The organism is Actinacidiphila acididurans (assembly GCF_016918855.1).
Taxonomy (GTDB): domain Bacteria; phylum Actinomycetota; class Actinomycetes; order Streptomycetales; family Streptomycetaceae; genus Actinacidiphila; species Actinacidiphila acididurans.
Genome location: NZ_JADKYB010000001.1, coordinates 458,461 through 485,277 on the forward strand (window position 1 = coordinate 458,461; position 26,817 = coordinate 485,277).

At 74.3% G+C, this 26,817-nt stretch carries 22 protein-coding genes; 18 read left to right on the plus strand and 4 right to left on the minus strand.

Annotation, left to right across the window (positions count from 1 at the left end; translation table 11 throughout):
* Nucleotides 1–22: 22 nt before the first annotated feature.
* Together metX and ITX44_RS02035 are read right to left on the minus strand one after the other, a co-directional pair.
* Complete coding sequence (gene metX, locus ITX44_RS02030; RefSeq protein WP_205355405.1) at nt 23–1,174, minus strand: homoserine O-acetyltransferase MetX; 1,152 nt, start codon at nt 1,172–1,174, stop codon at nt 23–25.
* Nucleotides 1,171–2,532 (minus strand): bifunctional o-acetylhomoserine/o-acetylserine sulfhydrylase, encoded by a 1,362-nt coding sequence (locus ITX44_RS02035; RefSeq protein ID WP_205355180.1) that lies wholly within the window; start codon nt 2,530–2,532, stop codon nt 1,171–1,173. The genes metX and ITX44_RS02035 overlap by 4 nt, the downstream gene beginning before the upstream one ends.
* 489 nt (nt 2,533–3,021) lie before the next feature.
* Here ITX44_RS02035 and ITX44_RS02040 point away from each other — a divergent pair, with 489 nt between their 5' ends.
* The 3 genes from ITX44_RS02040 (at nt 3,022) to ITX44_RS02050 (ending at nt 5,702) form a co-directional block, all read left to right on the plus strand.
* On the plus strand, nt 3,022–3,924 hold the full coding sequence (locus tag ITX44_RS02040) for an alpha/beta hydrolase (RefSeq protein ID WP_205355181.1): 903 nt from the start codon (nt 3,022–3,024) through the stop codon (nt 3,922–3,924).
* 93 nt (nt 3,925–4,017) lie between these two features.
* Nucleotides 4,018–4,425 (plus strand): YciI family protein, encoded by a 408-nt coding sequence (locus ITX44_RS02045; protein WP_205355182.1) that lies wholly within the window; start codon nt 4,018–4,020, stop codon nt 4,423–4,425.
* An 8-nt stretch (nt 4,426–4,433) separates the two neighbouring features.
* On the plus strand, nt 4,434–5,702 hold the full coding sequence (locus ITX44_RS02050) for an RNA polymerase sigma factor (protein ID WP_307795037.1): 1,269 nt from the start codon (nt 4,434–4,436) through the stop codon (nt 5,700–5,702).
* A 119-nt stretch (nt 5,703–5,821) separates the two neighbouring features.
* Here ITX44_RS02050 and ITX44_RS02055 read toward each other — a convergent pair whose 3' ends face one another.
* The gene (locus ITX44_RS02055; protein ID WP_205355183.1) at nt 5,822–7,960 is read right to left on the minus strand and encodes an ATP-binding SpoIIE family protein phosphatase; all 2,139 of its coding nucleotides are present in this window, start codon (nt 7,958–7,960) and stop codon (nt 5,822–5,824) included.
* Between the two features lie 225 nt (nt 7,961–8,185).
* On the minus strand, nt 8,186–9,844 hold the full coding sequence (locus ITX44_RS02060; RefSeq protein ID WP_205355184.1) for a GDSL-type esterase/lipase family protein: 1,659 nt from the start codon (nt 9,842–9,844) through the stop codon (nt 8,186–8,188).
* A 320-nt stretch (nt 9,845–10,164) separates the two neighbouring features.
* On the opposite strand from ITX44_RS02060, the gene ITX44_RS02065 reads away from it, so the two are divergent.
* The 15 genes from ITX44_RS02065 to ITX44_RS02135 all read left to right on the plus strand — a co-directional run bounded on the left by ITX44_RS02065 (nt 10,165) and on the right by ITX44_RS02135 (nt 26,808).
* The gene (locus ITX44_RS02065; protein ID WP_205355185.1) at nt 10,165–12,291 is read left to right on the plus strand and encodes a DUF8189 domain-containing protein; all 2,127 of its coding nucleotides are present in this window, start codon (nt 10,165–10,167) and stop codon (nt 12,289–12,291) included.
* Between the two features lie 144 nt (nt 12,292–12,435).
* Nucleotides 12,436–13,752, plus strand: a complete 1,317-nt coding sequence (locus tag ITX44_RS02070) for an ABC transporter substrate-binding protein (RefSeq protein WP_205355186.1) — start codon at nt 12,436–12,438, stop codon at nt 13,750–13,752.
* Nucleotide 13,753: 1 nt separating this feature from the next.
* Nucleotides 13,754–14,662: a carbohydrate ABC transporter permease gene (locus tag ITX44_RS02075; protein WP_205355187.1), complete on the plus strand. Its 909-nt coding sequence runs from the start codon at nt 13,754–13,756 to the stop codon at nt 14,660–14,662.
* Nucleotides 14,662–15,570 carry a carbohydrate ABC transporter permease gene (locus ITX44_RS02080; protein WP_205355188.1) on the plus strand — a complete coding sequence of 303 codons (909 nt, stop codon included), beginning with the start codon at nt 14,662–14,664 and terminating at the stop codon, nt 15,568–15,570. Before ITX44_RS02075 ends, ITX44_RS02080 begins: the two co-directional genes overlap by 1 nt.
* Nucleotides 15,571–15,704: 134 nt before the next feature.
* The gene (locus ITX44_RS02085) at nt 15,705–17,786 is read left to right on the plus strand and encodes an alpha-galactosidase (protein ID WP_236059947.1); all 2,082 of its coding nucleotides are present in this window, start codon (nt 15,705–15,707) and stop codon (nt 17,784–17,786) included.
* A 66-nt stretch (nt 17,787–17,852) separates the two neighbouring features.
* Nucleotides 17,853–18,614, plus strand: a complete 762-nt coding sequence (locus ITX44_RS02090; protein ID WP_205355189.1) for an SDR family NAD(P)-dependent oxidoreductase — start codon at nt 17,853–17,855, stop codon at nt 18,612–18,614.
* A 54-nt stretch (nt 18,615–18,668) separates the two neighbouring features.
* The gene (locus ITX44_RS02095; protein ID WP_205355190.1) at nt 18,669–19,454 is read left to right on the plus strand and encodes a FadR/GntR family transcriptional regulator; all 786 of its coding nucleotides are present in this window, start codon (nt 18,669–18,671) and stop codon (nt 19,452–19,454) included.
* Nucleotides 19,451–20,596: a galactonate dehydratase gene (gene dgoD / locus ITX44_RS02100; protein ID WP_205355191.1), complete on the plus strand. Its 1,146-nt coding sequence runs from the start codon at nt 19,451–19,453 to the stop codon at nt 20,594–20,596. The genes ITX44_RS02095 and dgoD overlap by 4 nt, the downstream gene beginning before the upstream one ends.
* An 8-nt stretch (nt 20,597–20,604) precedes the next feature.
* Nucleotides 20,605–21,402, plus strand: a complete 798-nt coding sequence (locus tag ITX44_RS02105; protein ID WP_307795038.1) for a hypothetical protein — start codon at nt 20,605–20,607, stop codon at nt 21,400–21,402.
* 78 nt (nt 21,403–21,480) lie between these two features.
* Entirely contained in the window at nt 21,481–22,119 is a 639-nt protein-coding gene (locus ITX44_RS02110) for a bifunctional 4-hydroxy-2-oxoglutarate aldolase/2-dehydro-3-deoxy-phosphogluconate aldolase (RefSeq protein WP_205355193.1), read from the plus strand.
* 109 nt (nt 22,120–22,228) lie between these two features.
* The gene (locus ITX44_RS02115; RefSeq protein WP_236059951.1) at nt 22,229–23,128 is read left to right on the plus strand and encodes a sugar kinase; all 900 of its coding nucleotides are present in this window, start codon (nt 22,229–22,231) and stop codon (nt 23,126–23,128) included.
* A gap of 135 nt (nt 23,129–23,263) precedes the next feature.
* Nucleotides 23,264–24,412, plus strand: a complete 1,149-nt coding sequence (locus ITX44_RS02120; RefSeq protein ID WP_205355194.1) for an inorganic phosphate transporter — start codon at nt 23,264–23,266, stop codon at nt 24,410–24,412.
* A gap of 73 nt (nt 24,413–24,485) precedes the next feature.
* The gene (locus tag ITX44_RS02125; protein WP_205355195.1) at nt 24,486–24,716 is read left to right on the plus strand and encodes a hypothetical protein; all 231 of its coding nucleotides are present in this window, start codon (nt 24,486–24,488) and stop codon (nt 24,714–24,716) included.
* A gap of 62 nt (nt 24,717–24,778) precedes the next feature.
* On the plus strand, nt 24,779–25,693 hold the full coding sequence (ppk2, locus tag ITX44_RS02130) for a polyphosphate kinase 2 (protein ID WP_236059721.1): 915 nt from the start codon (nt 24,779–24,781) through the stop codon (nt 25,691–25,693).
* Nucleotides 25,690–26,808: a P1 family peptidase gene (locus ITX44_RS02135; RefSeq protein WP_205355196.1), complete on the plus strand. Its 1,119-nt coding sequence runs from the start codon at nt 25,690–25,692 to the stop codon at nt 26,806–26,808. The genes ppk2 and ITX44_RS02135 overlap by 4 nt, the downstream gene beginning before the upstream one ends.
* Nucleotides 26,809–26,817: the final 9 nt, after the last annotated feature.

Genomic DNA, 26,817 nt, shown 5'->3' on the forward strand with positions numbered 1-26,817 from the left:
CGGCAGTGGCCCGGACCCGGCGCTACCCGCCCAGCACCTCCCGCACCAGCTCGCCCACCTGCCCGGTCTCGAGGAGGAAGCCGTCGTGGCCGTGCGGCGAGCGCACCGTGCGCAGCCGGTCCGCCCCGGAGATGCCGGCCGCGAGTTCTGCCTGCTGAGCGGGCCGGTAGAGCCGGTCGGAATCGACGGCGGCGACCAGGGCAGTCGCGGTGATCCGGCGCAGCGCGGCCCGGACCCCGCCGCGTCCCCGCCCCACGTCGTGGGCGTTCATCGCACGGGTCAACGTCACGTACGCGCCCGCGTCGAAGCGCCGGACGAGCTTGTCGGCGTGGTGGTCCAGATACGACTCGACCTGGTAGCGCCCGCCCAGCGCCGGGTCCTCGTGGTCCTGCGCCGCGCGCCCGAACCGGGCCTGGAGCTCCGGCTCGCTGCGGTAGGTGACGTGGGCCAGCCGCCGGGCCAGGCCCAGCCCGGCGTGCGGGCCGTGCCCGGGAGAGGCGTCATGGTAGTCGCCGCCGCGCCAGTTGGGGTCGTCGACGATCGCCCGCACCTGCACCCCGGCCCAGGCGATCTGCTCGGCCGTGGCCGCCGCCGTACATGCCAGGAGCAGCAGCGACCGCACCCGCTCCGGCCGGGAGACCGCCCACTCCAGCGCGCGCATCCCGCCCATCGAGCCGCCCACCACCAGCGCCCACCGGTCGATGCCGAGCGCGTCCGCCAGCCCCGCCTCGGCCGCGACCTGGTCCCGCTGCGTCAGGTACGGGAAACCGCCGCCCCAGCGCCGCCCGTCCGGCCGGAGCGAGGCCGGGCCGGTGCTGCCCTGGCAGCCGCCCAGCACATTGGGGACGACGACGAACCAGCGGTCGGTGTCCAGCGGCCGGCCCGGCCCGATCAGCCCGTCCCACCACCCGGCGGTGGGGTGGCCGGGCCCGGCCGGTCCCGCGGCGTGGCTGTCCCCGGTGAGGGCGTGCAGCACCAGCACCGCGTTGCCCCGGTCGGCGGCGAGCCGGCCCCAGGTCTCGTACGCCAGCCGCACCCCGGGCAGTTCCCGCTCCGACTCCAGTGCCAGGGGTGTCGCTCGCGCCCACCACTGCCGGCGGCCGGGCGGGTCCCCCTCCCGCCACGCCCCGGAGGCGGGCGGCAGGGGGACGGCGGTGTCGGGCGCGGCGCTCAGGACGCGCCCTTGGCCGCGCGGAATCCGGCCGCCAGGTCCGCCTTGAGGTCGGCCAGGTTCTCCAGGCCGACCGAGAGCCGGACCAGGCCCGGCGTGGTGCCGGTGGCCGCGAGCTGGTCCTCGTCGAGCTGGCTGTGCGTGGTCGACGCCGGATGGATGATCAGGCTGCGGACGTCGCCGATGTTGGCGAGGTGGCTGAACAGCTCGACGGCGTCCACGAACCGCTTGCCGGCCGCGACCCCGTCGCGCAGCTCGAACGCGAGCACCGCGCCCGCGCCCCGCGGCAGATAGCGGCGGCCCGCGTCGTACCACCGGCTGGACGGCAGCCCCGGGTAGTGCACCGCGGCCACCTCGTCGCGTGCCTGGAGCCACTCGGCGAGCGCCTGGGCGTTGGCCGAGTGCCGCTCGATACGCAGGCTCAGCGTCTCCACGCCCTGGAGCAGCAGGAACGCCGAGTGCGGCGCGATGGCCGGGCCGAGGTCGCGCAGCAGTTGCACCCGCAGCTTGATCGCGAAGGCGCCCGGTCCGAGCGCCGGCCAGTACCGCAGCCCGTGGTAACTCGGGTCGGGTGCGCTGAACTCGGGGAAGCGGTCGGCGTGCGCCCCGAAGTCGAAGGTGCCGCCGTCCACCACCACGCCCCCGATGGTGGTGCCGTGGCCGCCGAGGAACTTGGTCGCCGAGTGCACCACCACGTCCGCGCCGTGCTCGACCGGCCGCAGCAGGTACGGGGTGGGCACCGTGTTGTCCACGATCAGCGGCACCCCCGCGGCGTGCGCCACATCGGCGACCGCCCGTACGTCCAGTACATTGCCGCGCGGATTGCCCAGCGTCTCGGCGAACAGCGCCTTGGTCTCCGGCCGGATCGCCGCCCGCCACGCGTCCGGGTCGTCCGGGTCGTCCACGAAGGACACCTCGATGCCGAACTTCGGCAGGGTGTGCCGGAACAGGTTGTACGTGCCGCCGTACAGCGACGTGCTGGAGACGATGTGGTCGCCGGAGCGGGCCAGCGTCAGGATCGCCAGCGTCTCGGCGGCCTGCCCGGACGCCACCGCCACGGCCGCCACCCCGCCCTCCAGCGCGGCGATCCGCTGCTCGAACACGTCCTGTGTCGGGTTGTGGATCCGGGTGTAGATGTTGCCGGGCTCGGCCAGGGAGAACAGGTCCGCGGCGTGCTGGGTGTCGCGGAAGACGAACGAGGTGGTCTGGTAGATCGGCACCGCCCGTGCCCCGGTGGCGGGGTCCGGGGCGGCACCGGCGTGGATCTGCTTGGTCTCGAACGACCAGGCCGAGGTGTCGGGCCCCGAGGGGGCCTCCTGCGGGGCGTGTCCACCGGTGACGGAGTCTTCGGGCCGGCTCATGGCTCTCCCTGGTGACGTCGGGATACGCGGGTACGGGCGCGCGGCGGCGGGTGGTGCGGCGGTGACGGTTGGGATGGAAAGCCACGGCAATTGCGGCGCGGCGCCCGGCGGCGGCACCCCGGCAACCGGGAACCCCGGCCCGCCCGCGGGTCACCGGGAGCGGTGCCGTAGGGGCGTCAGCGGGAAGCGGTGCGGAAGGCGATCACGGACGGCCGGTGACGGCCCGGTCCGAATCGTGGCCGGCGGGACGCCGCGCCCATGGGCGCGGCCTCAACGCACGCCGGAACAGCTCGTGCTGGTGACGCGCACGTAGTCCACGTGACGACGGATCACAAGCACGGTCATGGGCCAAGAAAACCACACCCTTGCGCCGCGCGGAAGACGCGGTCGTGTTCACCCGGCGGCGGCTGTCCAATCCGGCGGGGGTGCTGCGTCGGTTGTGTGACGGCCGCCCGGCGGGGGCGGCCGCAGGACGCGAGGAGCGACCCGATGCCCAGCACCCAGTCCCGGAAAGTCCGTGACATGTACGTCCGGTGGGCCTGGAACAACCGGCACCCCGAGCGGGCCGACGTGTACGAGGGCGGCGACCACTGGGGCGACCTGACCGCCGAGCCCGGCGCGGTGGACTTCACCGAGACCGACGCCGGCGGAACCCCCGGCATGTGGCTCGACCCCAAGGACGCCGCCTGGGACCGGGTGATTCTGTGCGTCCATGGCGGCGGCTTTGTCGGCGGCTCGCTCTACTCCCACCGCAAGCTGTACGGCCGGCTTGCCCGGCAGGCCGGCACCCGGGCGCTGCTGGTCACCTACCGGCACACCCCGCGGCACGTCTTCCCCGCCCAGGTGGACGACGTCACCGGCGCCTACCGGTACCTGCTCGGCCAGGGCTTCGAGCCCGGCCGGATCGCTCTGGCCGGGGACTCCTCCGGCGGCGGGCTGGTGCTCAGCACGGTCCTGCGCGCCCGGCGCGACGGGCTGCCGCTGCCCGCCGCCCTGATGCTGATGTCGGCCTGGGCGGACCTGGAACAGCGCGGCGCGTCGTACGACGCCAACCGGGAGCGCGATCCGCTGTTCCACCGGGAGTTCGTCCAGGCGCTCGCCGACATGTACCTGGCCGGCGGCACCAGCCCGCGCGATCCGGTGGCGGGACCGCTGCACGCCGACCTCACCGGGCTGCCCCCGATGCTGCTCCAGGCCGGCGCCGACGAGTGCTGCCTGGACGACAGCCGGGCGGTCGAGAAGTACGCCCGCGACCACGGGGTGGACGTACGCCTGGACGTCTTCCCCGGCCAGCAGCACACCTTTCAGATGGCCGCAGGCCACGCCCCGGAGGCCGACGAGGCGCTGACCGCCCTCGCCGCCTGGGTACGGCCCCGGCTCGGTCTGGACTGAGCGCCCGGGCAGCGGACGCCCGGCGGCACCCGGACGTGCGTGTGCCGCACGACATGGCAGGTTGAGAGACGACCGGACGATTGGGGAGAGCACATGGCGCGTTTCATGCTGCTGCTGTACGCGAACGAGGGCGACGAGGCGGAGCGGGCCGAGCGCTGGGCGCAGATGCCGTTGTGGAATCAGCTCACCGAGGGGCTGCGGGAGGCCGGGCTGCTGGTCGACAACGCGCCGCTGCACCCGGCCGCAACGGCCACCACGGTGCGCGTGCGCGGCGGCCGGACCGAGCTGACCGACGGCCCGTACGCGGTGACCAAGGAGATCCTGGTCGGTTACTACCTGCTGGAGTGCGCCGAACTCGACGAGGCGCTGAAGGCCGCCGCCGCACTGCCCACCGCGAGCTTCGGGTCGGTGGAGGTGCGGCCGGTGATGAGCCCCGACAGCCTCCCGGGTCCCGCCGTGCCACTCGCCGGCCCCGCGACGCCGCCGACGGCACGGGATTGAGGACGACAGTGCCCCAGCAGCCCGCGGCCACCCCGGACGAGGCCGGCGCCGCCGTCTCCGAGGTCTTCCGCGCCGAGCGGATGACGGTGCTGGCCACCCTCGTCCGCCAGGCCGGAGACCTTCAAGTCGCCGAGGACGCCGTGCAGGACGCGTTCGCCGCCGCGCTCGTGGCGTGGCGGCGGGACGGGGTGCCGCGCAACCCGGCCGCCTGGATCACCGTGGCCGCCCGCCGCAAGGCCGTGGACCGGCTCCGCCGGGACCGGGCCACGGCCGAACGGGCCGCCCGGCTGGCGGAGTTGCGGCGGCTCGCGGACCAGGGGGACGCCGAGGACACCTCGGCGCGCGGCCCGATCGAGGACGACCGGCTGCGGCTGGTGTTCACCGCCTGCCACCCCGCGCTGGACCTGTCCGCCCAAATCGCGCTGACCCTGCGGGTGGTCGCCGGACTGACCACCGCCGAGATCGCCCGCGCCTTCCTGGTGGCCGAGCCCACCATGGCCAAACGCATCGTCCGCGCCAAGCACAAGATCGCCGCGGCCCGGATCGGTTACCGGGTGCCGGAGGCGGCCGACCTGCCCGAGCGGCTGCGCGGGGTGCTGCGGGTGGTCTATCTGATCTTCAACGAGGGCTACACCGCCGGTGAGGGCGACGACCTGGTCCGCGCCGACCTGTGTGCCGAGGCGATCCGGCTGGGCCGGCTGCTGCGCGAGCTGATGCCCGCCGAGCCGGAGTCCGGCGGCCTGCTCGCCCTGATGCTGCTGCACGACGCGCGCCGCGCGGCCCGGGTGGACGCGGTCGGCGACTGGGTGGCGCTGACCGAGCAGGACCGCTCCGGCTGGGACGGCGAACGGATCGAGGAGGGCCTGGCGGTCCTGGTGGCGGCGCTGCGGACGCGGCGGCCGGGCCCGTACCAGCTGCAGGCCGCCATCACCGCGCTGCATGTGCGCGGCGCCGGGACCGGGATCACCGACTGGCCCCAGATCGCGGCCCTTTACGCTCGGCTCGCCGACCTCGAACCGGGCCCGGTGGTCGCCCTCAACCATGCCGCCGCGGTCGGCTTCGCGCAGGGCCCGCACGAGGGCCTGCGCCTGCTGCGGCCGCTCCTGGACGACCCCCTGTTGCGCGACTACCGCCCGCTGCACGCCACCCACGGCGACCTGCTGCGCCGCGCCGGCGATCCCGACGCCGCCGCCCGCGCCTTCGAACGCGCTCTCGCGCTCGGCGGCAACGCGGTGGAACGCGCGGAGCTGGAACGACGACTGCACCGGATGCGCTGAGCACGGGCGGCAGGAGTGAGGACATCCCTCGGCGGTACGCCGGGCCCGTTCACCCCTGCCGGTCCTGTCGGCCGGTCGCCCCCGCACGTCGCCCGCTCACCCCCGCCGCGTCGCCCCCCTCACCCCTGTCGCGCCGCCGGGCGCTCGCCCCTCGCCTCACCGTCGCCCCGGCACTCGCCGTCCCCCGGCGAAGCACACTCGTCCGGCGGGACGGCCGGCTCCGGGCCCAGCGGGACCTCCGCCCAGATCGTCTTGCCGACGGGATTGTGCCGGGTGCCCCAGCGCTCGGTGAGGTTGGCGACGATGAACAGGCCGCGGCCGCCCTCGTCGAAGGTGCGGGCCCGGCGCAGGTGCGGGGAGGTGCTGCTGCCGTCGGAGACCTCGCAGATCAGCGCCTTCTCCCGGATCAAGCGGAGCTGCACCGGGCCGCCGGCGTAGCGGATGGCGTTGGTGACCAGCTCGCTGACCACGAGTTCCACCGTGAAGGCCGCCTCCGTCAGGCCCCAGGCGGCGACCTGGCGGCCGGCCGCGGTCCGGGCCTCGGCCACCGCACTGGGATCGCCGGGCAGCTCCCAGGTGGCGACGTGCCGCGTGTCGAGCGCCCGGGTGCGGGCCAGCAGCAGGGCGACGTCGTCGGCGGGGTGGCCGTCGAGCAGGGTGGACACCACGGTCTCGCACAGGGCGTCCAGCGACGGCGCCGGCCGGCCCAGGACGCCGCGCAGTGCGCAGATGCCGTGATCGATGTCGCGGTGCCGGGACTCGACCAGGCCGTCGGTGTAGAGGGCGAGCACACTGCCCTCCGGAAGCAGCACCTCCGCCGACTCGAAGGCCAGGCCGCCCAGGCCCAGCGGCGGCCCGGAGGGCAGGTCCACCAGCCGCACCTCGCCGTCCGGAGTGACCAGCGCGGGCAGCAGATGGCCGGCCCGGGCCATCCAGCAGCGGCGCGAGACCGGGTCGTACACCGCGTACAGGCAGGTGGCGCCCACGTCCGTGCCGAAGGCGCCGGGCGGTTCCGGGCCGCCGTGGCCCGTCTCGTCGCCGAGCCGGAGCACCACGTCGTCGAGGTGGGTGAGCAGCTCCTCGGGCGGCAGGTCGATGTCGGCCAGGGTACGGACCGCGGCGCGCAGCCGGCCCATCGCGGCCGACGCCAGCAGGCCGTGGCCGACCACGTCGCCCACCACCAGGGCGACGCGCGCGCTGGACAGCGGGATGACGTCGAACCAGTCGCCGCCCACCCCGCCGTACGCGCCGGCCGGCACGTAGCGGGAGGCCACTTCCACCGCCGCGAGCGCGTGGGTGCGGCGGGGGAGCAGGCTGCGCTGGAGGGTGAGGGAGGTGGTGTGCTCGTGCGTGTAGCGGCGGGCGTTGTCCAGGCACACCGCCGCCCGGGCCGCGACCTCCTCGGCGAGCAGGACGTCGTCGGCGTCGAAGGGGTCGGGCCGGCGGTGGCGGCCGAAGGCGACGACGCCCAGCGTGGCGTTGCGGGCACGAAGCGGCACGGCGATGCCGGAGTGGAAGTCGTACTCGGCTATCCGGGCCGCCCGCCGGGGGTCCACCCAGTCGCCCGTCCCGTCGCCCGCCGGCGTCCGGATGGCCCTGCCCTGGGCCAGCACCCGCGCCGGGAGGGAGAGCGGCGGATACGTCTCCGGTTCGCCCGGTTCGAGGACGGCCTCGGGCGCGCCGGGCAGCACCGAGCGCTGGGCGGCCCGGCGCAGGGTGATGTCGCCCTCGAAGGGACCCGGCGGCGGCTCCTCGCCGCGCAGCACCGAGTCGAACAGGTCCACGGTGACGAAGTCGGCGAACCCCGGGACGGTCACCTCGGCGAGTTCGCGGGCCGTACGGCTCACGTCCAGCGACCGGCCGACGCGGCTGCTGGCCTCGCTGAGCAGGGTGAGCCGGTCCCTGGCGACCATCAGACCGGTGATGTGCCGCTCCCGGGCCAGCCGCACCCGGCAGGTGACCAGGCCGACGCCGTACGCCAGCACCACCGCCATGATCACGACCAGCCGGCCGCCGGCCGAGATCGCGGGGACCACCCAGCCGTAGATCACGGTGACCGCGGCCACGTCGGCCGCGCCGATCAGGACGGTCGCCCGGAAGGGCAGCAGAGCCCCGGCGACGACGGGCCACAGCACCGAATAGCCGGCCCAGCGGACCAGTCCGCCGCCGGCCAGTCCCACCTGCAGGACCGAGGTCGCCACCATCGCGAGCAGCAGGAGGGCGACAATACCCCTGGTGGCGGGGTGGACCCTGAGCATGCCATGCACCTCCTGGGGGCGACGGCACGACTTCAGGCTACGCCCGGGCGACCGCGACGGCTCGCTCGCCGCGCGCCGCGGTCAGGGGTGCCCGTGCGGTCCGCGCGGATGCGCCGCGCGCGTCGTCCGCGGGAGGACCGCCCCCCGGCGGGCCCTTGCGCGCCCCCGTACGGCCGCGGCCCCCGCCGCCCGCAGCTCGGACGACGGGGGGCCGCGGCAAAAGGCTCACTGCGTGATGAGGTCGAACTCCTCCCACGGGCCGATCGCGGTGCGGTTGGCGATCAGCGGCTGGGTGCCGGCCTGTTCGGCGGTGACGTATTCGTTGTCGGCGCGGGCGAGCAGGGAGACGCTGCCGTCGCCGTTGTGCACGATCTGGAACTGCTCCCAGGGGCCGATGGCGGTGCGGTTGGCGATCAGGGGCTGGGTGCCGGCCTGTTCGGCGGTCACGTACTGGTTGTTGGCGTGGGCGCGCAGCGCGATCCAGCCGCCGCCCTGGTCGATCTCGTCGAACTGCTCCCAGGGGCCGATGGCCGTGCGGTTGGCGATCAGCGGGGAGGCGCCGGCGTTGTCGGCGGTGACGTAGTCGTTGTTCGCGTGCGAGCGCAGGCTGATCACCGGGCTGCCGGTGCCGGAGGAGGCGCCGAAGAGGTTCAGGTCCACCGCGTTCGCGATGGCCTGCAGGCCCGCCTCGTTGGGGTGCAGGTGGTCGCCGGCGTCGTACGCGGGCAGGTACCAGGTGGGGTTGGCGGGGTCGTGGGTGGCGGTGTCCTGGTCGATCACCGCGTCGCAGCCGCTGCCCGCGCCGCGGATGAAGTTGTTGACCGCCTGGCGCCCGTTCTCGCCGGCCTGCGTCCAGTAGCCCGCGCCCTGGAACGGGGTGAGCGTGGAGCACAGGAAGGACACGCCGGCCTGGTGGGCGCGGGAGATGAGCTGCTGGAGCCCGGTGATGAGCTGCGCGCCGGTGGGGGCGGGCGAGCCGCCCAGGTCGTTGATCGGGTCGTCGGAGAAGATCACCCAGCGCACTCCGGGCTGGCTCAGCACGTCGCGGTCGAACCGGTTCAGCGCGCTCTGCCCGGCTCCGTCCGCCAGCAGCCGGTTGCCGCTGATGCCCTGGTTGAGCACGCCGACCGTGCGCCCGCTCGCGGACAGCCGCTGGGCCAGGTCGTTGGGCCAGCGCCGGTTGTCGTCGGTGCCCGAGGCCACGCCGTCGGTGATGGACGCGCCGAGGGTGACCACCGCGCCCTGCGCGGCGGAATTCTGCACGTCGAGGTTGGTCAGGAAGGAGTACGTGCCGTTGGTCGCGGCGCCGGAGAGCGTGGCATTGCCGCTCACGTCGCCGCCGGCCGCGTAGTTGGTCTGGTTGCCCTGCTGGTGGTACGTGGCCGGGCCGGTGGCGTTCGGCAGGTAGAAGCTCACCGCCACGTCGGACAGCGCCGGCACGGTGAAGGCGGCCGAGTCGCTGACCGCGCTCCCGCCGGCCGGGACGGTCACCGAGGTCTGGCCGTTGAAGGTGAGCGCTCGGTCGGTCCCGGTGTTCACCGAGGAGCCGGAGGTGCGCTGGGCGATGTGCACGTCCGAGACGGTCAGCGGCGCGGAACCGAATACGTTGGAGATGTGGATCCGTGCGGCGCTCCCGCCGATGCTGGTGTGCACGATCTGACGCAGCGTCTGGCCGCTGTACGAGGGTCCGCCGCTCTGCGGGGACACCGACCAGCTGCCGGTCCAGGCCGTGGCGGCGGGAGCGGCTCGATGCGCCGCGGGCGACGCGGTGGGGGCGGCGGCGAAGGCTCCGGCGGACAGTGCCGGAACGAACAGCCCGGCGCCGAGGGCGGTGGCGACGAGCACCACTGCGCGCCGCGCGCCGAGGAGGGCATGCCGTTGCATGGGGTCTCCTGTGAAGGGTGAGAGACATGTCCTGTGCTGAGGCGGCGGCGACGATCCGGAGCGTAATGCGCCGCGGCGGATCCGCCAATCCCCGTGCGTCCGCGAACAGTCGATCCCGGCGCCGGAGCGGCGCCGGGAAGCCCGGCCCGAGTCCCGGACCTGCCCCCGACCTCGAATTTTAGTTTATTAGTAATAAACGTTGACAGGGTCGGGTGCCCCCGCCACAGTCGTCGTTCGTGACGGGCCGCCCCCTGCCGGGAGGCGTACGCCCGCACGTCACCGACTCTCGGGAGAAACACGTGACTTCGCATCGTTCAGGGATGGTGCGTGCCCGCCGCGCGGCGCTGGCGGCGGGCGCCGCGGCGCTGCTCGCCGTGGCGTTGCCGGGCGTGGCGCAGGCGTCGGGGCGCGGCGCGCCGGCCCGCGACGCGGGAGCGCCCGCGTACTACGACAGCGGCCTCGCGCCGACCCCGTACATGGGCTGGAACACCTACTACGGCCTGGGCGCGCCCACCGAGGCCCAGGTCAAGAGCGTGGCCGACTTCCTGGTCAGCAGCGGGTTGCGCAACAGCGGTTACGACATCGTGTGGCTGGACGGCGGCTGGCAGGCCGACAACCCGCGCGACGCGGCCGGGGAACTGACCGCCAACCCACAGCGCTTCCCCTCCGGCATCCCGGCGCTGGTGGACTACCTGCACGCCCGCGGACTGCGGGCCAGCATCTACACCGACGCCGGCGACTACGACCCGGCGTACTGCGGGCTGGGCAGCCGCGGCCACTACCAGCAGGACGCGGACCAGTTCGCCCGCTGGAAGATCGACGCCGTCAAAGTGGACTTCCTGTGCGGCATCGGCGAGAAGCTCGACCCGGGCCCGGCATACCGGCAGTTCAGCGACGCCCTGGCCAAGTCCGGCCGGCCGATGCTGCTCAACCTGTGCAACCCGCTCACCGACGACTGGGGGCTGCCGCACAAGCCCGAGCAGGACGCCCACAACACCTTCGTCTACGGCCCCACCACCGCCGACTCCTGGCGCACCGGCACCGATATCGCCTGGGGCAGCCCGACCGCCGGCGAATGGCCCGACATCCTGCGGAACATGGACGCCAACGCCTGGCACCCCGAGGCGCAGGGCCCGGGCCACTGGAACGACCCGGACTACCTCGTCCCGATGCGCAAGCTCGGCGACGGCACCTACGAGCTCAACCAGGAGGAGTCCACCACCCAGTTCGTGATGTGGGCCGAGATGGCCTCCCCGCTGATGCTCGGCTCCGACCCGCGCACCCTGTCCGCGTCCATGCTGGCCACGCTGCGCAACCCGGAGATCCTGGCCGTCGACCAGGACCCGCTGGGCATCCAGGGCGTGCGGGTGGCCACCGACGCCACCGGCGACGTGTACAGCAAGGTCCTCAAGGGGGCCGGCCGCCGCGCGGTGGTGCTGCTCAACCGCTCCGACCAGCCCGCGCAGCGCACCGTGACCTTCACCGACGCCGGACTCACCGGACCCGTCGCCGTCCGCGACCTGCGGGCCCGCGCGGACCGGGGCACGTACACCGGCTCCTACACCGTCACCGTGCCCGCCCACGGCACCGCATTCCTGAAGCTGACCGGCACCGACAACGCGCCCGGCGCCACGACCGGCACCGTCTCCACCGCCGACCCGGCGATCGTCGCCGACGGCGCGGCGCTGACCGCCTTCACCCGCGGCCGCGACGGCCACCTGACCGAGCAGGCCGGGCGCGCGGGCCAGTGGTCCGGGCCGGCCACCGACCTCGGCGGCCCCACCGACCGGCGGATCGAGGGCCAGCCGGCCGCGTACGGCTCGGCCGGCGGCCGCATCGACGTGTTCGTGCGCGGCACCGACGGCCACGCGTACCTGCGGACGTACACCGGCGGCCGGTGGGGGAACTGGCAGGACCTCGGCGGCGACCTGGCCGACGCGCCGACCGCCGCGTGGGCGAGCCCCGGCCAGTGGACGCTGTACGCCACCGGCGCCGACGGCACGGTGGTCACCCGCGGCCCGCAGGGCGGCTGGACCTCGCTGGGCGCGCCGGCCGGACTCGCCCTGTACGGCAGGCCGTCCGCGGTCCTGGACTCGGCCGGCCGCACCCATGTCGCGGTGCGCACCGCCGACGACTCGGTGTGGACCCGGGTCCGCGACGCCGCCGGCACCTGGTCGGACTGGACCGGCCTCGGCGGCACCATCAGCGGCAGCCCGACCCTGGTGACCACCGGCGGGACGGTCCAACTGCTCGCCCGCGCCTCGGACTACACGCTGTGGCGGCGCACCTACGACGCCGCCGCCGGCACCTGGGGCGGCTGGTTCCCGCAAGCCCAGTTCGTCAGCAACACCTTCGACGGCGCCATGGGCGCCACCGCCGGCCCCGGCGGCACCGTGCTCGCCGTCTCCCGCGGGGTGAACGGCGTGGTCCGGCAGAGCTCCTTCTGAGCCCCGTCCGGCACCGGTTCCCGAGGGTGCCCGGGCAGGACCCGCGACCCGGGCACCCTCGGATCCGTTACTGACTAAATTACGAATTAATCTTGACGCCGCCGCCGCGGCCCGCCAGGCTGAACCAGCCGACAAAGGAGTCCCATGAACACCCTCACCTCTACGCCGAGTACGCCGGGCAGCCGCCGGCAGTTCCTCGCCGGCGCCGGTGCGATCGGCGCCGCCGCCCTGATGAGCGGCTGCGTCACCTCCAGCTCGTCCAGCGGCGGCGGCAGCTCGTCCAACGGCGGTGGCACGGTCACCCTGCAGTCCAACCTGTCCTCGCCGCAGGCCAAGTCGGCCATGCAGGACCTGGTCGCCGCGTTCAACAAGCGCGGCAAGGTCAAGGCGGGCCTGAACACAGTGGCCTCCGAGACCTTCCGCACCCAGCTCCCGACGTACCTGACCTCCGCCAACCCGCCGGACCTGCTCACCTGGTACCCCGGCTCGGTCGCGGACACGTACGCCCGGAAGAACCTGCTGCTGGACGTCAGCGACATCTGGACCCGGCCCGAACTGTCCGGCTACTCCGACGCGCTGAAGAAGCTGTGCACCTCCTCGGCCGGCCACAAGGTGTTCGTCCCGGCCAGCTACTACTGGTGGGGCGTGTTCTACAAGAAGTCCAACTTCGCCAAGTGGGGCGTGCAGGAGCCCACGACCTGGGACGAGTTCCTCGCCCTGTGCGAGACCATCAAGGGCAAGGGCGTGCACCCCATCGGGCTCGGCGCCGGCGGCGGCACCGCCTGGGTCGCCTCGGCCTGGTTCGACTACCTCAACATCCGCGTCAACGGCGCCCAGTACCACCGCGACCTGCTGGCCGGCCGCCACCGCTTCGACGACCCCGAGGTCCACAAGGTCTTCGACACCTGGTCCCAGGCGCTGCCGTACTTCGACCCGAACGGCACCGCCCTGGCCTTCCAGGACGCCACCACCGCGCTGCTGAACAATCGCACCGGCATGATGCTGATCGGCACCTTCTTCGCCGACGCCGCCCCCAAGGACCAGCTCGGCGACCTCGACTTCTTCCGCTTCCCGATCATCGACCCCAAGGTCCCGGCCGCCGAGGAGGGCCCCACCGACGGCTACTTCGCCAGCGCCCGCACCCACCGCGCCGACGAGGTCAAGGAGCTGATGAGCTGGCTGGCCACCGCCGAGGCCCAGGAGATCTACCTCAAGGGCTCCTCCGGCACCGCGCTGCCGACCAACCCCCAGGCGAAGGACGCCGGCACCCCGCTGGTCAAGAAGGGCCGGGCGCTCATCGAAGGCGCCGCCGACGTCACCCAGTTCTTCAACCGCGACTCCAGCGACGCCCTCCAGCCCACCGCCGACACCGCGCTGACCAAGTTCCTGGCCAGGCCCAAGGAGGTCACCTCCATCCTGACCACCTGGCAGCGCGACGCGCAGAAGATCTGGAGCCAGTGACATGGCGCTCGTGACGGCCGGCCGGCTCCGGCGCCGCCCGCGCGGAGCCGGCCGGGTTCCCCCGCTGGTCCTGGCCTTCGTCCTGATCCCGCTGCTCGCCGAGGGCTTCTGGGTGTTCTGGCCGGCCGTACAGGGCTTCTACCTGTCCCTCACCAAGTGGGACGGCATCTCCCCGCCGCAGTTCATCGGCCTGGCCAACTACCGCGAGATGCTGCACGACAGCGTCTTCCACACCGCCGTGCTCGACACCGTGCTGTGGCTGGCCCTGTTCGGCGGGCTGTCCGCGGTCCTGGGCCTGGGCGCCGCGCTGCTGCTGCAACAGGAACGCCGCGGCGTCGGCTTCTACCGCGCCGCGCTGTTCCTGCCCGTGGTCTTCTCGCTCACCGCGACCGCCCTGGTCTGGCAGGCGATGTACCAGCCGGACGGCCTGATCGACAAGGCCATGAGCGGTGTCGGCCTCGGCAGCCTCACCCACCCCTGGCTCGCCGACCAGAGCACCGCCCTGTACGCGGTGATCGTGCCCGCGCTGTGGCGCCAGATCGGCTACGTCATGGTGCTCTACCTGGCCGGCCTGAAGGGCATCGACCCGGCGCTGTACGAGGCCGCCAAGGTCGACGGCGCCACCCGCTGGCAGCAGTTCCGCCACATCACCGTCCCCCAGCTCCGCAGTGTCAACGCCGTGGTCCTGTCCGTCATCGTCATCGACTCCCTGCGGTCCTTCGACGTGGTGTGGGCGCTCACCCGCGGTGGCCCTTACCACTCCTCCGAACTGCTCAGCACCTACATGTACTCCACCGCCTTCCAGTCCCTGCGGCTCGGCTACGGCTCGGCGCTCGCCGTCGTGATCTTCGTGCTCGCCTTCGGGGTCATCGCCTCCTACCTGGTCCGCGCGTTCCGGGAGGCCGACTGATGACGACCACCCACGCCGCGGCCCCGCCCGCCGACCGCGCCGAGGCGCAGCCGAAGCGCCTGCGCAGCGCCACCGCCGCCGGACGCCGCCGGATCTGGGGCACCGTGGCCTTCCACACCGGCGCCGGACTGCTGTCCCTGCTGTGGCTGGTGCCCATCGCGGTCGTCCTGATCACCAGCACCCGCTCCTTCGACGACATCGCCTCCCACGGCCTGGGCAGCCTGCCGCACTCCTTCACCCTCGGCGGCTTCCGCGCCGCCTGGGTGGACGGCGGCCAGAAGCAGGCCCTGATCAACAGCCTGATCGTCACCGTGCCCGCCGTGCTGCTGTCGCTGCTGCTGGCCTCCATGGCCGCCTTCGCGCTCAGCCGCTACGACCTGCCGCTGCGCCGGGCCGCGCTGCTGGTCATGCTCGGCGGCAACCTGCTGCCCCCGCAGATCCTGCTCATCCCCGTCTCCAAGCTCACCGAGCAGCTGGGCCTGTACGACACGCTGCCGGCGCTGATCGGCGTCCAGGTCGGCTTCGGCATCGGCTTCTACGTCTTCGTGCTGCACGGCTTCATGCGGGCCATCCCCGCTGAGATCCAGCAGGCCGCGGTCATCGACGGCGCGGGCCCCTGGCAGATCTACTCCCGCATCATCCTGCCGCTGACCCGCCCGGCCCTGGCCGCCCTCACGGCGCTGTCCTTCACCTGGATCTTCAACGACCTGCTGTGGGCCATCACCGTGCTGCGCAGCGACAGCAAGATGCCCATCACGGCCTCGCTGCTGGGCCTGCAGGGCCAGTACGTCTCGCAGTGGAACGTCGTCGCGGCCGGCTCGGTGATCGCCGCCGCCCCGACCGTCCTGGTCTTCCTGCGGTTCCAGCGGCACTTCGTGGCCGGACTCAACCTCGGAGCCGTCAAGTGACCGACCCTTCCGTGCCGTCGAGCGCCGCCGACCCGGTGACCGATCCCGCGACCGGCCCCGCGGCTGCCCCCGGTGCCGGTCCCGGTGCGGGTCCCGCCGCCGGTCCCGTCGCCGACGACCGGCAGTGGCGCTGGCTGCTGCGCACCGAACGGACCGCGTACGCCGTACGCCTGGAACCCGGCGGCCGGTGGGCCGAGCTCGACGCCTGGGGCCCGCACGGCACCGAGACCGGCCCCTCCGTACTCGGCCACTCGCGCCGCACCCACTTCATCACCCCCGCCGACGCCGCCCCCGCCGAGTACATCCCCACCGGCCAGCGGCCGTTCACCGGCGCCGACCTCACCGTGCGCCGCCCCGGCGGCGAACGCGGCACCTGGTGGACCTTCACCGGCGCCGTCCACGACCCCGACACCTCGCTGCGGCTGGAGTTCACCGACGAGGTCACCGGGCTGCGCACCGCACTGGCCTACCGGGTGGTGCCCGGCACCGACGTCCTGCTGCGCTGGACCGAACTCACCAACGGCGGCGGCGAGACGCTGCACCTGGAGGACCTGGACTCCGCCGCCGTCAACGTGCCGGTCACCGACGGCGCCCGGCTGACCTGCCTGTCCGGCCAGTGGGCCCAGGAGTTCCGGCTCACCCCGCTCGACCTGACCCGCGGCCGGTTCTCCATCGGCTCCACGCAGGGCGTCCCCGGGCACGCCTACGCCCCCTGGCTCGCCGTGCAGGACACCGCCGACGCCGACCGCCCCGACGCGCCCACGTACGGCATCGCCCTGGAGTGGCCCGGCAACTGGCACATCACCGCCGACGCCGAGCCCGGCGGCACGGTACGGGTCCGGGCCGGCCGCGTCCCCCACGAGGGGGCGGTCGCCCTGCGCCCCGGGCAGACGCTCACCACACCACGCCTGGCCTGCGCCTTCAGCGCCGAAGGGCTCGACGGCCTGTCCCGGGTCTGGCACCGCTACGAGCGGCACCTGGCCGGCGACCGGCTGCACCGTACCCGCAAGGTCCTCTACAACTCCTGGGAGGCCACCGGCTTCGACGTCCAGGCCGGCGCGCAGCTCGAACTCGCCCGGATCGCCGCGGACCTGGGCGCGGAACTCTTCGTCGTCGACGACGGCTGGTTCACCGGCCGGCACGACGAGAAGGGGGGCCTCGGCGACTGGGACCCCGACCCCGCGGCCTTCCCCGGTGGCTTCGACGCCTTCGTCGCCCAAGTACGCGGCCTGGGCCTGGACTTCGGCCTGTGGGTCGAACCCGAGGCGGTCAGCCCCGCCTCCCGGCTGTACGCCGAACACCCCGACTGGGTCTACCGGATCGACGGCCGCCCGGCGACCCCGGTGCGCGACCAGCTGCTGCTCGACCTCGGCCGCACCGACGTGCAGGACTTCGTGATCGCCACCCTCGACCGCCTGCTGGACGGCCACGCGATCGACTACCTGAAGTGGGACATGAACCGGCCGCCCACCCCGCGCGGCCGGCCCGGCGCCGGCCCGGCCGGCGAACTCGACCTGGACGCCGAGCACGCCGCCGGATACCTGCGGGTGCTGGACCACCTGCGCGCCCGCCACCCGCACGTCACCGTCGAGGGCTGCGCCGGCGGCGGCGCCCGCATCGAACACGCCACCCTCGCCCGTACCGACGTCGTCTGGCCGAGCGACAACACCGCGCCGCTGGACCGGCTCGCCGTTCAGCACGGCTACCTGCACGCGCACGCCCCGCACACCATGAGCTCCTGGGTCACCGACGCGCCCGGCGTGTTCGACCCGCGGCCGCGTTCGCTCGCCTTCCGCTTCGTCCTGGCCTGCGCCGGCGTCCTCGGCATCGGCGCCGACCTGCGCGCCTGGACCGGCGAACAGCGGGCCGAGGCCGCGCACTGGATCGCCTGCTACAAGCAGGTCCGGGACGTGATCCACCACGGCGAGGCCCGGCTGCTGGGCAGCCCCGGCGGACCGTCCTGCGGCGTGCAGTACGACGAGGCCGGCGGCCCCCGTACGGTCGTGGCCGCCTGGAGCACCGGGCCGCTCGACGGCGCGCCCCTGGTACCGGGCCGCCCCGCCCGGCTGCGGCTGCGCGGGCTGGACCCGGCCGCCGGCTACCAGGACACCGCCACCGGCACCGAATACCGCGGCGCCCACCTGATGCACGCCGGCCTGCCGCTGGCCTGGACCGCCCGGCACGACGCCGAGCTGGTGGTGCTGGCCAGGCAATGACCGGCCGGTCGGCCCGCCCTCACTAAAGTCGCCCGCACACCCCGATCCCGAGGAGACCACCCGCCCATGAACCCCACCGTCCCCCGCTTCGCCGGACAGGTCGCCGTGGTGACCGGCGCCGCCTCCGGGATCGGCGCGGCCACCGCCGAGCGCCTCGCGGCCGAGGGCGCGGCCGTCGTGCTCGCCGACATCGCGGCCGGCCCGGGCGAGGCGGTCGCCGCCCGGATCCGGGACGGCGGCGGGCGGGCCGTCTTCACCGAGGCGGACGTCGCCGACGAGGACGCCTGGCAGCGCCTGGTGACCGCCGCGCACGCCTTCGGGCCGGTCTCGGTCCTGGTCAGCAACGCCTTCACGGTCGATGTCCGGCCCGCCCACGAGACCACCCTCGCCTCGTGGCAGCGCCAGCTCGCGGTCAACCTCACCGCGTCCTTCCTCGGCGTCAAGGCCGCGCTGCCGGACCTGGAGCAGCGGCAGGGCGCGGTGGTGCTCACCTCCTCGGTGCACGCCCACCGCGGCATCCCCGGCCACCCCGCCTACGCCGCAGCCAAGGGCGCACTGCTGTCGCTGTGCGGCCAGCTCGCGGTCGAGTACGGGCCCCGGGTACGGGTCAACGCCGTCGTGCCCGGGCCCATCCTGACCGGCGCCTGGGACAGGGTGGGGGAGGAGGACCGGGCCCGCAGCGTCGCCGAGACCGCCGCCGGCCGGTTCGGCAGACCCGAGGAGGTCGCCGCCGCCATCGCCTTCCTCGCCGCGGCGGAGGCGTCCTACATCACCGGATCGAGCCTGCTCGTGGACGGCGGCTGGAGCGTCGTCAAGGCGTCCGCCTGACGCCTGGCGACACCCCGGCCGTACCCCCTGACCTGCAGAAAGGCAGAAAACGACATGACACCGTACGCGCGCCGCGGAGTGCACGGCCAGACCGTGGAGACTCTCGCGCGCCGGGTGCTCAGCGGCGAGATCCCCGAAGGGGCCACGCTCGACCTGGTGGCGCTGCAGCAGGAGTTGGACGTCAGCCTGACCGCGCTGCGCGAGTCGCTGAAGGTGCTCGCGGCCAAGGGCATGGTGGACGCCCGGCAGAAACGCGGCACCTTCGTCCGGGCGCGCTCCGACTGGAACCTGCTCGACGCGGACGTGCTGCGCTGGCAGTTCGCCGGCGGCGCCGCCGCGGACGTCGACCTGTCCCTGCTGCGCAACCTCGGCGAGGTCCGCGCCATCATCGAGCCCGCCGCGGTCCGGCTGGCCGCGCTGCGCCGCACCCCCGCCGACCTGGACGCCCTCACCGACGCGCTGGCCGCGATGGGCCGGCCGGACCTCGGCGCCGCGCACGCGGTGGAGGCCGACCTCGCCTTCCACCGTGCCCTGCTCGCCGCCACCCACAACGAACTGCTGGAGCGCATGGAGATGGTCATCGAGTCCGGCCTCGCCCACCGCGACCAGATCGTGCACTCCTCGCCGCACGGCGAGGACCCCGTGCCCAGCCACCGCGCCGTGCTGGACGCGGTGCGCGACCAGGACCAGGACGCCGCCGAGACCGCCATGCGGGCCCTGCTCGAACAGGCGGTCCGCGACCTGGACCTGGTGCACGGGGCGGACACCGACACCGCGGACGGCACCGACGGTTCCGCCCACGGGTCCACCGACGGCCTCACCGACGGGAGCGCCCGGTGAAGATCGCGCGCGTCGAGACCTTCCTGGTGCCGCCCCGCTGGCTGTTCTGCCGCATCGAGACGGACGACGGCGTGGTGGGCTGGGGCGAGCCGGTGGTGGAGGGCCGGGCCGAGGTGGTCCGCGCCGCCGTGGACGTGCTGGCCGAATACCTGGTCGGCAAGGACCCGTTGCGGATCCAGGACCACTGGCAGGTGCTCACCAAGGGCGGCTTCTACCGCGGCGGCCCGGTGCTCTCCAGCGCCGTCGCCGGCCTGGACCACGCGCTGTGGGACATCGCGGGCAAGGCGTACGGCGCCCCCGTGCACGCGCTGCTCGGCGGCGCGGTCCGGGACGCCGTACGCGTCTACGCCTGGGTCGGCGGCGACGAACCCGCCCGGCTCACCGAGCAGGTCACCGCCCAGATCGAAGCCGGCTTCACCGCGGTGAAGATGAACGCGGCCGGCCGCACCGACCCGCTCACCACCCCGGCCGGCACCGCCGCCGTCGTGGACCGGGTGGCCGCCGCCCGCGAGACGCTCGGCCCGGACCGGGACGTCGCCGTCGACTTCCACGGCCGGTTCAGCCCGGCCGGCGCCCGCCGGGTGCTGCACGAGATAGCCCCGCTGCACCCGCTGTTCGTCGAGGAGCCGCTGCTGCCCGAACAGGGCCACCTGCTCGCCCCGCTGGCCGCCTCCACCCCGGTGCCGCTGGCCACCGGCGAACGCCTCTACGGCCGCGCGGAGTTCCTGCCCGCCCTCACCGCCGGAATCGCGGTCGCCCAACCCGACCTGTCGCACGCCGGCGGCATCACCGAGGTCACCAGGATCGCCGCGCTCGCCGAGACCTTCGGCGCCCAACTGGCCCCGCACTGCCCGCTCGGCCCGATCTCGCTGGCCGCCAGCCTCCAAGTCGCCTTCTGCACGCCCAATTTCCTCATCCAGGAGCAGAGCCTCGGCATCCACTACAACAAGGAGGCCGACCTGTTGTCCTACCTGATCGACACCGAGCCCTTCCGCTTCGTGGCCGGCCACGCCCACCGCACCGACCTGCCCGGCCTCGGCGTCACCGTGGACGAGGCCGCGGTCCGCGCCGCCGACCGCACCGGGCACGCCTGGCGCAACCCCGTCTGGCGGCACGACGACGGCTCCTTCGCCGAATGGTGAGCGGGACCGTGAAGGGTGCGGCGGGCGGTGTCGTACGGGTCGTCACCGACCCGGCCCACGGCGGACGCTGGACGTCGCTGGTCACCGGCGGCCCGGGCGGCCCGCGGGAGTGGCTGTGGCACCGCGACGAGCCGCGGCGGTCCGCCGTGGCCCCCGGCGACCCCTTCGCCGACGCCGGCGGCCTGGAGGAATGCCTGCCCACCGTGCGCGGCACGCCCGACCACGGCGAGGTCTGGTCGCGGCCGTGGACCCGCGAGGGCGACGTGGAGCGGGTGACGGGCCCGGACTTCCGGCTCGACCGGCGGATCCGTACGGTGCCGGGCGGCGCGGTCGTGGCCGACTACCGGCTGACCGCCGCGCCCGGTCACCGCTTCCTGTGGGCCGCGCACGCGCTGCTCGACGTCTCCCCGGCCGCCCGGCTGGACCTGCCCGCGGGCGCGCCCGGCCGCCGCTACCCCGACGGCGGCGCCTCCTGGACCCCCTTCGCCTGGCCCGGCCCCGACCGCTTCGACCGGCTCGGCCCGGACGACGGCACCGCGCTCGGCGCGATCGTCACTGCCGCCGACGTCACCGTCCACGACGGACCGCACGCCCTGCGGCTCGCCCTCGACGCCCCCGGCCAGCCCGTCTCCGTCGCCCTGTGGCGCAACCTGCGCGGCTTCCCGGCCGGCGCCCCCTACCGCTCGATCGGCGTCGAGCCCATGCTCGGCCGCGTCTGGGACCTGTCCGCCGCGGCGGGGGACGAGGCCGCGCTCGTCCCCGCGACCGGTGAGGCGCACTGGCGGCTCACGATCTGCGCGGGCTGAGACCGCGGACCTCTTTCCCGTACCCACCCACCCTCCGTACCGGCACCGCCTGACCGCGTCCTGAAAGGACCCCCTCCCGTGGACCTGCTCGCCGCTCTCGGCGCCCATCGACTGTTGGCCATCGTGCGCGGCTCGTCGCCCGATGCCGCGCTCGCCACCGTGCTCGCCCTCGCCGAGGAGGGTGTCCCGCTGATCGAGGTCTCGCTGACCACCGCCGGCGCCTTCGGCGTCATCGCCGCCGCCCGGACCGCGCTCGGACCGGACGCACCGCTGGGCGCCGGCACCGTGCTGACCGCCGCCGATGCCGAGGGCGCCCACCGGGCGGGGGCCGCATTCGTGGTGACCCCGGCTCTCGGGGAGGGTGTCACCGCCGCCAAGGAGGCCGGGCTGCCGGTGCTGGCCGGGGTCATGACGCCCACCGACGTGGTGGCCGCCCGGCGGATGGGCGCCGACGCCCTGAAACTGTTCCCCGCCGCTCAGGCCGGCGGCCCCGGTTATCTGCGGGCATTGCGCGCACCCTTCCCCGACGCCCCCTTCGTCCCGGTCGGCGGCATCGACGCCCCTGCCGCACGCGAGTACCTCGCCGCCGGTGCCCTCGCGGTCGGCGTCGGGTCCCCGCTGGTCGGCGACGCGGCCGACGGCGGCGACCTCGGGGCGCTGCGGCTGCGGGCCCGGGACTTCCGCGCGGTGGCCGCGCGGCGGGAGGCGGCCCGATGAGCGAAGCGTGCTCACGGCAATGGAGGCGTACGACGGCTGCGGCACCCCGTCCGGCAGGTGCGCGGTGAAGGCGTTGCCGCCCGGGCCGGTGGTCTGTATCGGGGAGACCATGGCCGCGCTGGTGCCGGAGCCGGTGGGGGCGCTGGCGGCGGCGGGGTTGCTGCGGCTGACGGTGGCCGGGGCGGAGTCCAACGCGGCGATGTACCTCGCCGAGCACGGCGTGCCGGTGCGCTGGGTGTCCGCGGTCGGCGCCGACCCCTTCGGGCAGCGGATCCTCGCCGAGGTCGCCGCGTGCGGGGTGGACGTCACCGGGGTGCGCACCGACCCGGACCGGCCCACCGGGCTGCTGGTGAAGGACCCGGCGCCCGGCGGCACCCGGGTGCACTACTACCGGCGCGCGTCGGCCGCGTCGGCGCTCGGCCCGGAGGTGCTGGCCGGGGCGGCGGTGCGCGGCGCCGGGCTGCTGCACCTGACCGGGATCACCCCGGCCCTGTCCGCTTCCTGCCGGGCCCTGGTCGAGGAGGCGCTGACCGGTCCGCTCCCGGTGAGCTTCGACGTCAATTTCCGGCCCGCCCTGTGGCCCGACGGCTCCGCGCCGGAGGTGCTGGGGGCCCTGGCCGACCGCGCCGACCTGGTCTTCGTCGGCCTGGACGAGGCGCAGGCGCTGTGGGGGGCGCGGATCACCGCGCCCGCGGACGTACGCGCTCTGCTGCCGGGCCCGGCGCTGCTGGTCGTCAAGGACGGCGCCCTTGCCGCCACCGCCTTCGACGGCCGGGCCGTCCACACCGAACCGGCGCTGCCCACCGAGGTGGTCGAACCGGTCGGCGCGGGCGACGCCTTCGCCGCGGGCTTCCTGGCCGGCCTGCACCGCGGCGAGCCGGTCGGCCGCGCCCTGCGGCTGGCCCACGTCACGGCCGGCGCGGCGCTGCGGGCCTCCGGCGACCACGGTCCGCTGCCCGCCCCCGCCGAGATCGCCGCGCTGCTGGACGCACCCGCCGCGAGCCGCTGAGCGGACGGGGGCAGGGCCGGACGGACCGCCCCTCACCCGTCCGGCCGTACATGCGCATGCCATCCGCCCACTGGGCGTACCGCACCTTCACGTGTCCTTCCGTTCTCGTACCACTACCCCTGGTTACCTGAAGCAATGGACCACATCACCTTCCTTGTGGGAATGGTCATCGTCACGGCCCTCGCCTTCGACTTCACGAACGGCTTCCACGACACCGCCAACGCGATGGCCACGTCCATCGCCACCGGTGCCCTGCGCCCCAAGGTCGCCGTCGCGATAAGCGGCGTGCTGAACCTGGTGGGCGCTTTCCTGTCCACCGCGGTCGCCAAGACCATCTCGGGCGGCATCGTCGACGACAGCCTTGTCACCCCGGGCATGATCTTCGCCGGCCTGGTCGGGGCCATCCTGTGGAACCTGGCCACCTGGCTGCTCGGCCTGCCCTCCAGTTCCTCGCACGCCCTCTTCGGTGGGCTGATCGGCGCGGTGTGGGTCGGCGCCGGGCGGGGCGCCGTGCATTTCGACAAGGTGGTCGAGAAGATCATCATCCCGGCGGTGGCCTCGCCGATCGTGGCGGGCGTCGCGGCGCTCGCGGCCACGTACCTCGCCTACCGGATCACCCACCGGTCACGCAAGGAGACGGTGAGCGACGGCTTCCGTACCGGCCAGGTCGCCTCCGCCTCGCTGGTCTCCCTCGCGCACGGCACCAACGACGCGCAGAAGACCATGGGCGTGATCACCCTGGCGCTGATCTCCTGCGGCGCCCTGGGCCCGAACGCCGGGCCGCCGGTGTGGGTGGTGCTCACCGCCGGCCTGGCCATCGCGCTCGGCACCTACATCGGCGGGTGGCGGATCATCCGCACCATGGGCAAGGGCATCGTGGACATCGAGTCGCCGCAGGGCTTCGCGGCGGAGTCCGCGGCGAGCACGGTCATCCTCAGCTCGGCCAACCTCGGCTTCGCGCTGTCCACCACCCAGGTCTGCTCCGGCGGCATCCTCGGCGCGGGCGTCGGCCGTCGGCTCGCCGAGGTGCGCTGGAACACCGCCGGGCGGATGGCGATGGCCTGGCTGGTGACGCTGCCCGCCGCCGGGGCGGTCGGCGCGGTCGCCGCCAGCGCCGTCGTGCACGGCGGCACCACCGGGATCGTCCTGATCGCACTGGCCGCGCTGGCCGTCGCCGCGGTCATCGTCGTGCTCTCCCGCCGCAACCCGGTGCACGCCGACAACGTCAACAACGTCCCCGACACCGCCGTCCGCCGCCCGGCCCAGGCCGGCGCCGGCGTCTGAGCCCCCCGATCCCACCCAGACCCCCTTGATCCCACTGGGAACCCGATCCCACCGAGAACCGGGAGCAGCACCGATGAACATCAAATGGGGAGCCCTGGCCGAGGTCGCCACGGTGAGCTTCGGCGCCACGGTCGGCGTCGTGGTCTTCTTCGCCCTGGGGGTACGGACCCTGGCCGGGGGCGAGCAGCAGCGGGCGGCCGGGCGTACCGTGACCGCCCGGACGGCCGTGGCCGGCCTGTGCTTCACCGTGTGCGCGGGGGCCGTGGTCTACGGCCTGTACTTGATCGTTCCGCAGTTCCACTGACGGGGCAGACGGACCATGATGAAGGTGACCGGCACGGAGAACAGGCGAAAGGCGGTCGGGCGATGAGCGCGGACGCGGGCGACTCCCTCCTGGTCGGCATGCGTGTCGACTACAGCGACCAGGACGATCCGGTGCTGATCCGTCCGGACGGCAGCGTGGTCGACACCTGGCGGGAGAACTACCCGTACGACACGAGGATGGAACGGCCGGAGTACGAGCGGCACAAGCGGCTCCAGCAGATCGAGCTGCTGAAGCTGCAGAGCTGGGTGAAGGAGACCGGCCAGCGCATCGTCATCGTCTTCGAGGGCCGGGACGCGGCCGGCAAGGGCGGCACCATCAAGCGGTTCACCGAGCACCTCAACCCGCGCGGCGCCCGCGTGGTGGCGCTGGAGAAGCCCACCGACCGGGAGAACGGGCAGTGGTACTTCCAGCGGTACGTCGCCCACCTGCCGACCGCCGGCGAGATCGTGATGTTCGACCGGTCCTGGTACAACCGGGCCGGCGTCGAGCGGGTCATGGGCTTTTGCACCGACGACGAGTACCACCGCTTCATGCGGCAGGCGCCCGGCTTCGAACGGATGCTGCTGGACGACGGGATCCGGCTGGTCAAGCTGTGGTTCTCCGTTTCCCGCAACGAGCAGCGCACCCGCTTCACGATCCGCCAGGTGGACCCGGTCCGGCAGTGGAAGCTCAGCCCGATGGACCTGGCCTCGCTCGACCTGTGGGACGAGTACACCGAGGCCAAGGTCGCGATGTTCCAGGAGACCGACACCCAGTACGCGCCCTGGACGGTGGTCAAGAGCAACGACAAGAAGCGCGCCCGGGTCGAGGCCATGCGCAGCGTCCTGGACCGCTTCGACTACACCGGCAAGGACGAGGAGATAGTCGGCACCCCCGACCCGCTGATCGTGGGCGCCGCCGCGAACCTGCTGGAGGCGGGCGAGGACGCCACCGCCAGGTCGCTGGTACGCCCGTGACGACCGCCGCCGACCAACCCGTCCCCGGCCCGCGCGACGCCCTCACCGACGTGCGCGGGCTGCGGGTCGGCCACGCCGGGCGGGCCGGCGACGGCTGGCTCACCGGGGTCACGGTGGTGCTCGCCCCGGAAGGCGGCGTCGTGACCGCGGTGGACGTGCGCGGCGGCGGGCCGGGCACCCGCGAGACCGACGCGCTCGACCCGCGCAACCTGGTGCAGCGGATCGAGGCGGTGGTGCTCACCGGCGGCAGCGCGTACGGCCTGGACAGCGCCGGCGGGGTGGCCGGCTGGCTGGAGGAGCGGGGCCGCGGCTTCCGGGTCGGCCCGCCCGGGTACGTGGTGCCGGTGGTGCCCGCCGCCGCGCTGTTCGACCTGGGCCGCGGCGGCGACTGGGCGGCCCGCCCGGACGCCGCGATGGGCCGGGCGGCGGCCGAGGCAGCGGCGGCCTCTGCCGAGGGGGCGCCCGTTGCTCTCGGCAATGTCGGCGCCGGTACGGGAGCGGTCGCCGGAGGTCTGAAGGGCGGGGTCGGCACCGCGAGCCTGGTGCTGGCCTCCGGCACCACGGTCGCCGCCCTCGCGGCGCTGAATGCGGCGGGCTCGGCCGTCGACACCGGTACCGGCCTGTTGTGGGGCGTCCCCGCGGGCCGGTCCGCGGACTTCGGGCTGCCCGCCGGACCGCTGCCGGCCGCCACGGTGGCGGCGGCGCGGGAACGGCTCGCTGCCGCGCAGCCGCCGCCTTTCAACACCACCCTCGCCGTCGTCGCCACCGACGCCGTCCTCACCCGCGCGCAGGCGCACAAACTGGCCGGCACCGCGCACGACGGCCTGGCCCGCGCGGTCCGGCCGGTCCACCTGCTCTCCGACGGCGACACCGTCTTCACCATGGCCACCGGAGCCCGGCCGCTGGTTCCCGCCGACCGGCCGCCCCCGGCCGACCCCGCCTTCGGCGTGCACATGGCGGCCGGGGCGCTCAACGAAATCCTCGCGGCCGGTGCCGACGTTCTCACCCGCGCCGTACTGCGCGCGGTGCTGTCCGCCCGGAGCGTGTCCGGCCCGGGCGGCAGCTTTCCCTCCTACCGCGAACTGTACGGGCTGGGGCCGGGGCAAGCCGGCTGACGTCCGCCA

Excerpts from the sequence above, each read along its gene's own strand:
- ITX44_RS02035 (WP_205355180.1), bottom strand. The coding sequence starts at position 2,532 with ATGAGCCGGCCCGAAGACTCCGTCACCGGTGGACACGCCCCGCAGGAG.
- ITX44_RS02040 (WP_205355181.1), top strand. The coding sequence starts at position 3,022 with ATGCCCAGCACCCAGTCCCGGAAAGTCCGTGACATGTACGTCCGGTGG.
- ITX44_RS02045 (WP_205355182.1), top strand. The coding sequence starts at position 4,018 with ATGGCGCGTTTCATGCTGCTGCTGTACGCGAACGAGGGCGACGAGGCG.
- ITX44_RS02055 (WP_205355183.1), bottom strand. The coding sequence starts at position 7,960 with ATGCTCAGGGTCCACCCCGCCACCAGGGGTATTGTCGCCCTCCTGCTG.
- ITX44_RS02060 (WP_205355184.1), bottom strand. The coding sequence starts at position 9,844 with ATGCAACGGCATGCCCTCCTCGGCGCGCGGCGCGCAGTGGTGCTCGTC.
- ITX44_RS02065 (WP_205355185.1), top strand. The coding sequence starts at position 10,165 with ATGGTGCGTGCCCGCCGCGCGGCGCTGGCGGCGGGCGCCGCGGCGCTG.
- ITX44_RS02070 (WP_205355186.1), top strand. The coding sequence starts at position 12,436 with ATGAACACCCTCACCTCTACGCCGAGTACGCCGGGCAGCCGCCGGCAG.
- ITX44_RS02075 (WP_205355187.1), top strand. The coding sequence starts at position 13,754 with ATGGCGCTCGTGACGGCCGGCCGGCTCCGGCGCCGCCCGCGCGGAGCC.
- ITX44_RS02080 (WP_205355188.1), top strand. The coding sequence starts at position 14,662 with ATGACGACCACCCACGCCGCGGCCCCGCCCGCCGACCGCGCCGAGGCG.
- ITX44_RS02090 (WP_205355189.1), top strand. The coding sequence starts at position 17,853 with ATGAACCCCACCGTCCCCCGCTTCGCCGGACAGGTCGCCGTGGTGACC.
- ITX44_RS02095 (WP_205355190.1), top strand. The coding sequence starts at position 18,669 with ATGACACCGTACGCGCGCCGCGGAGTGCACGGCCAGACCGTGGAGACT.
- ITX44_RS02115 (WP_236059951.1), top strand. The coding sequence starts at position 22,229 with ATGGCCGCGCTGGTGCCGGAGCCGGTGGGGGCGCTGGCGGCGGCGGGG.
- ITX44_RS02120 (WP_205355194.1), top strand. The coding sequence starts at position 23,264 with ATGGACCACATCACCTTCCTTGTGGGAATGGTCATCGTCACGGCCCTC.
- ITX44_RS02125 (WP_205355195.1), top strand. The coding sequence starts at position 24,486 with ATGAACATCAAATGGGGAGCCCTGGCCGAGGTCGCCACGGTGAGCTTC.
- ppk2 (WP_236059721.1), top strand. The coding sequence starts at position 24,779 with ATGAGCGCGGACGCGGGCGACTCCCTCCTGGTCGGCATGCGTGTCGAC.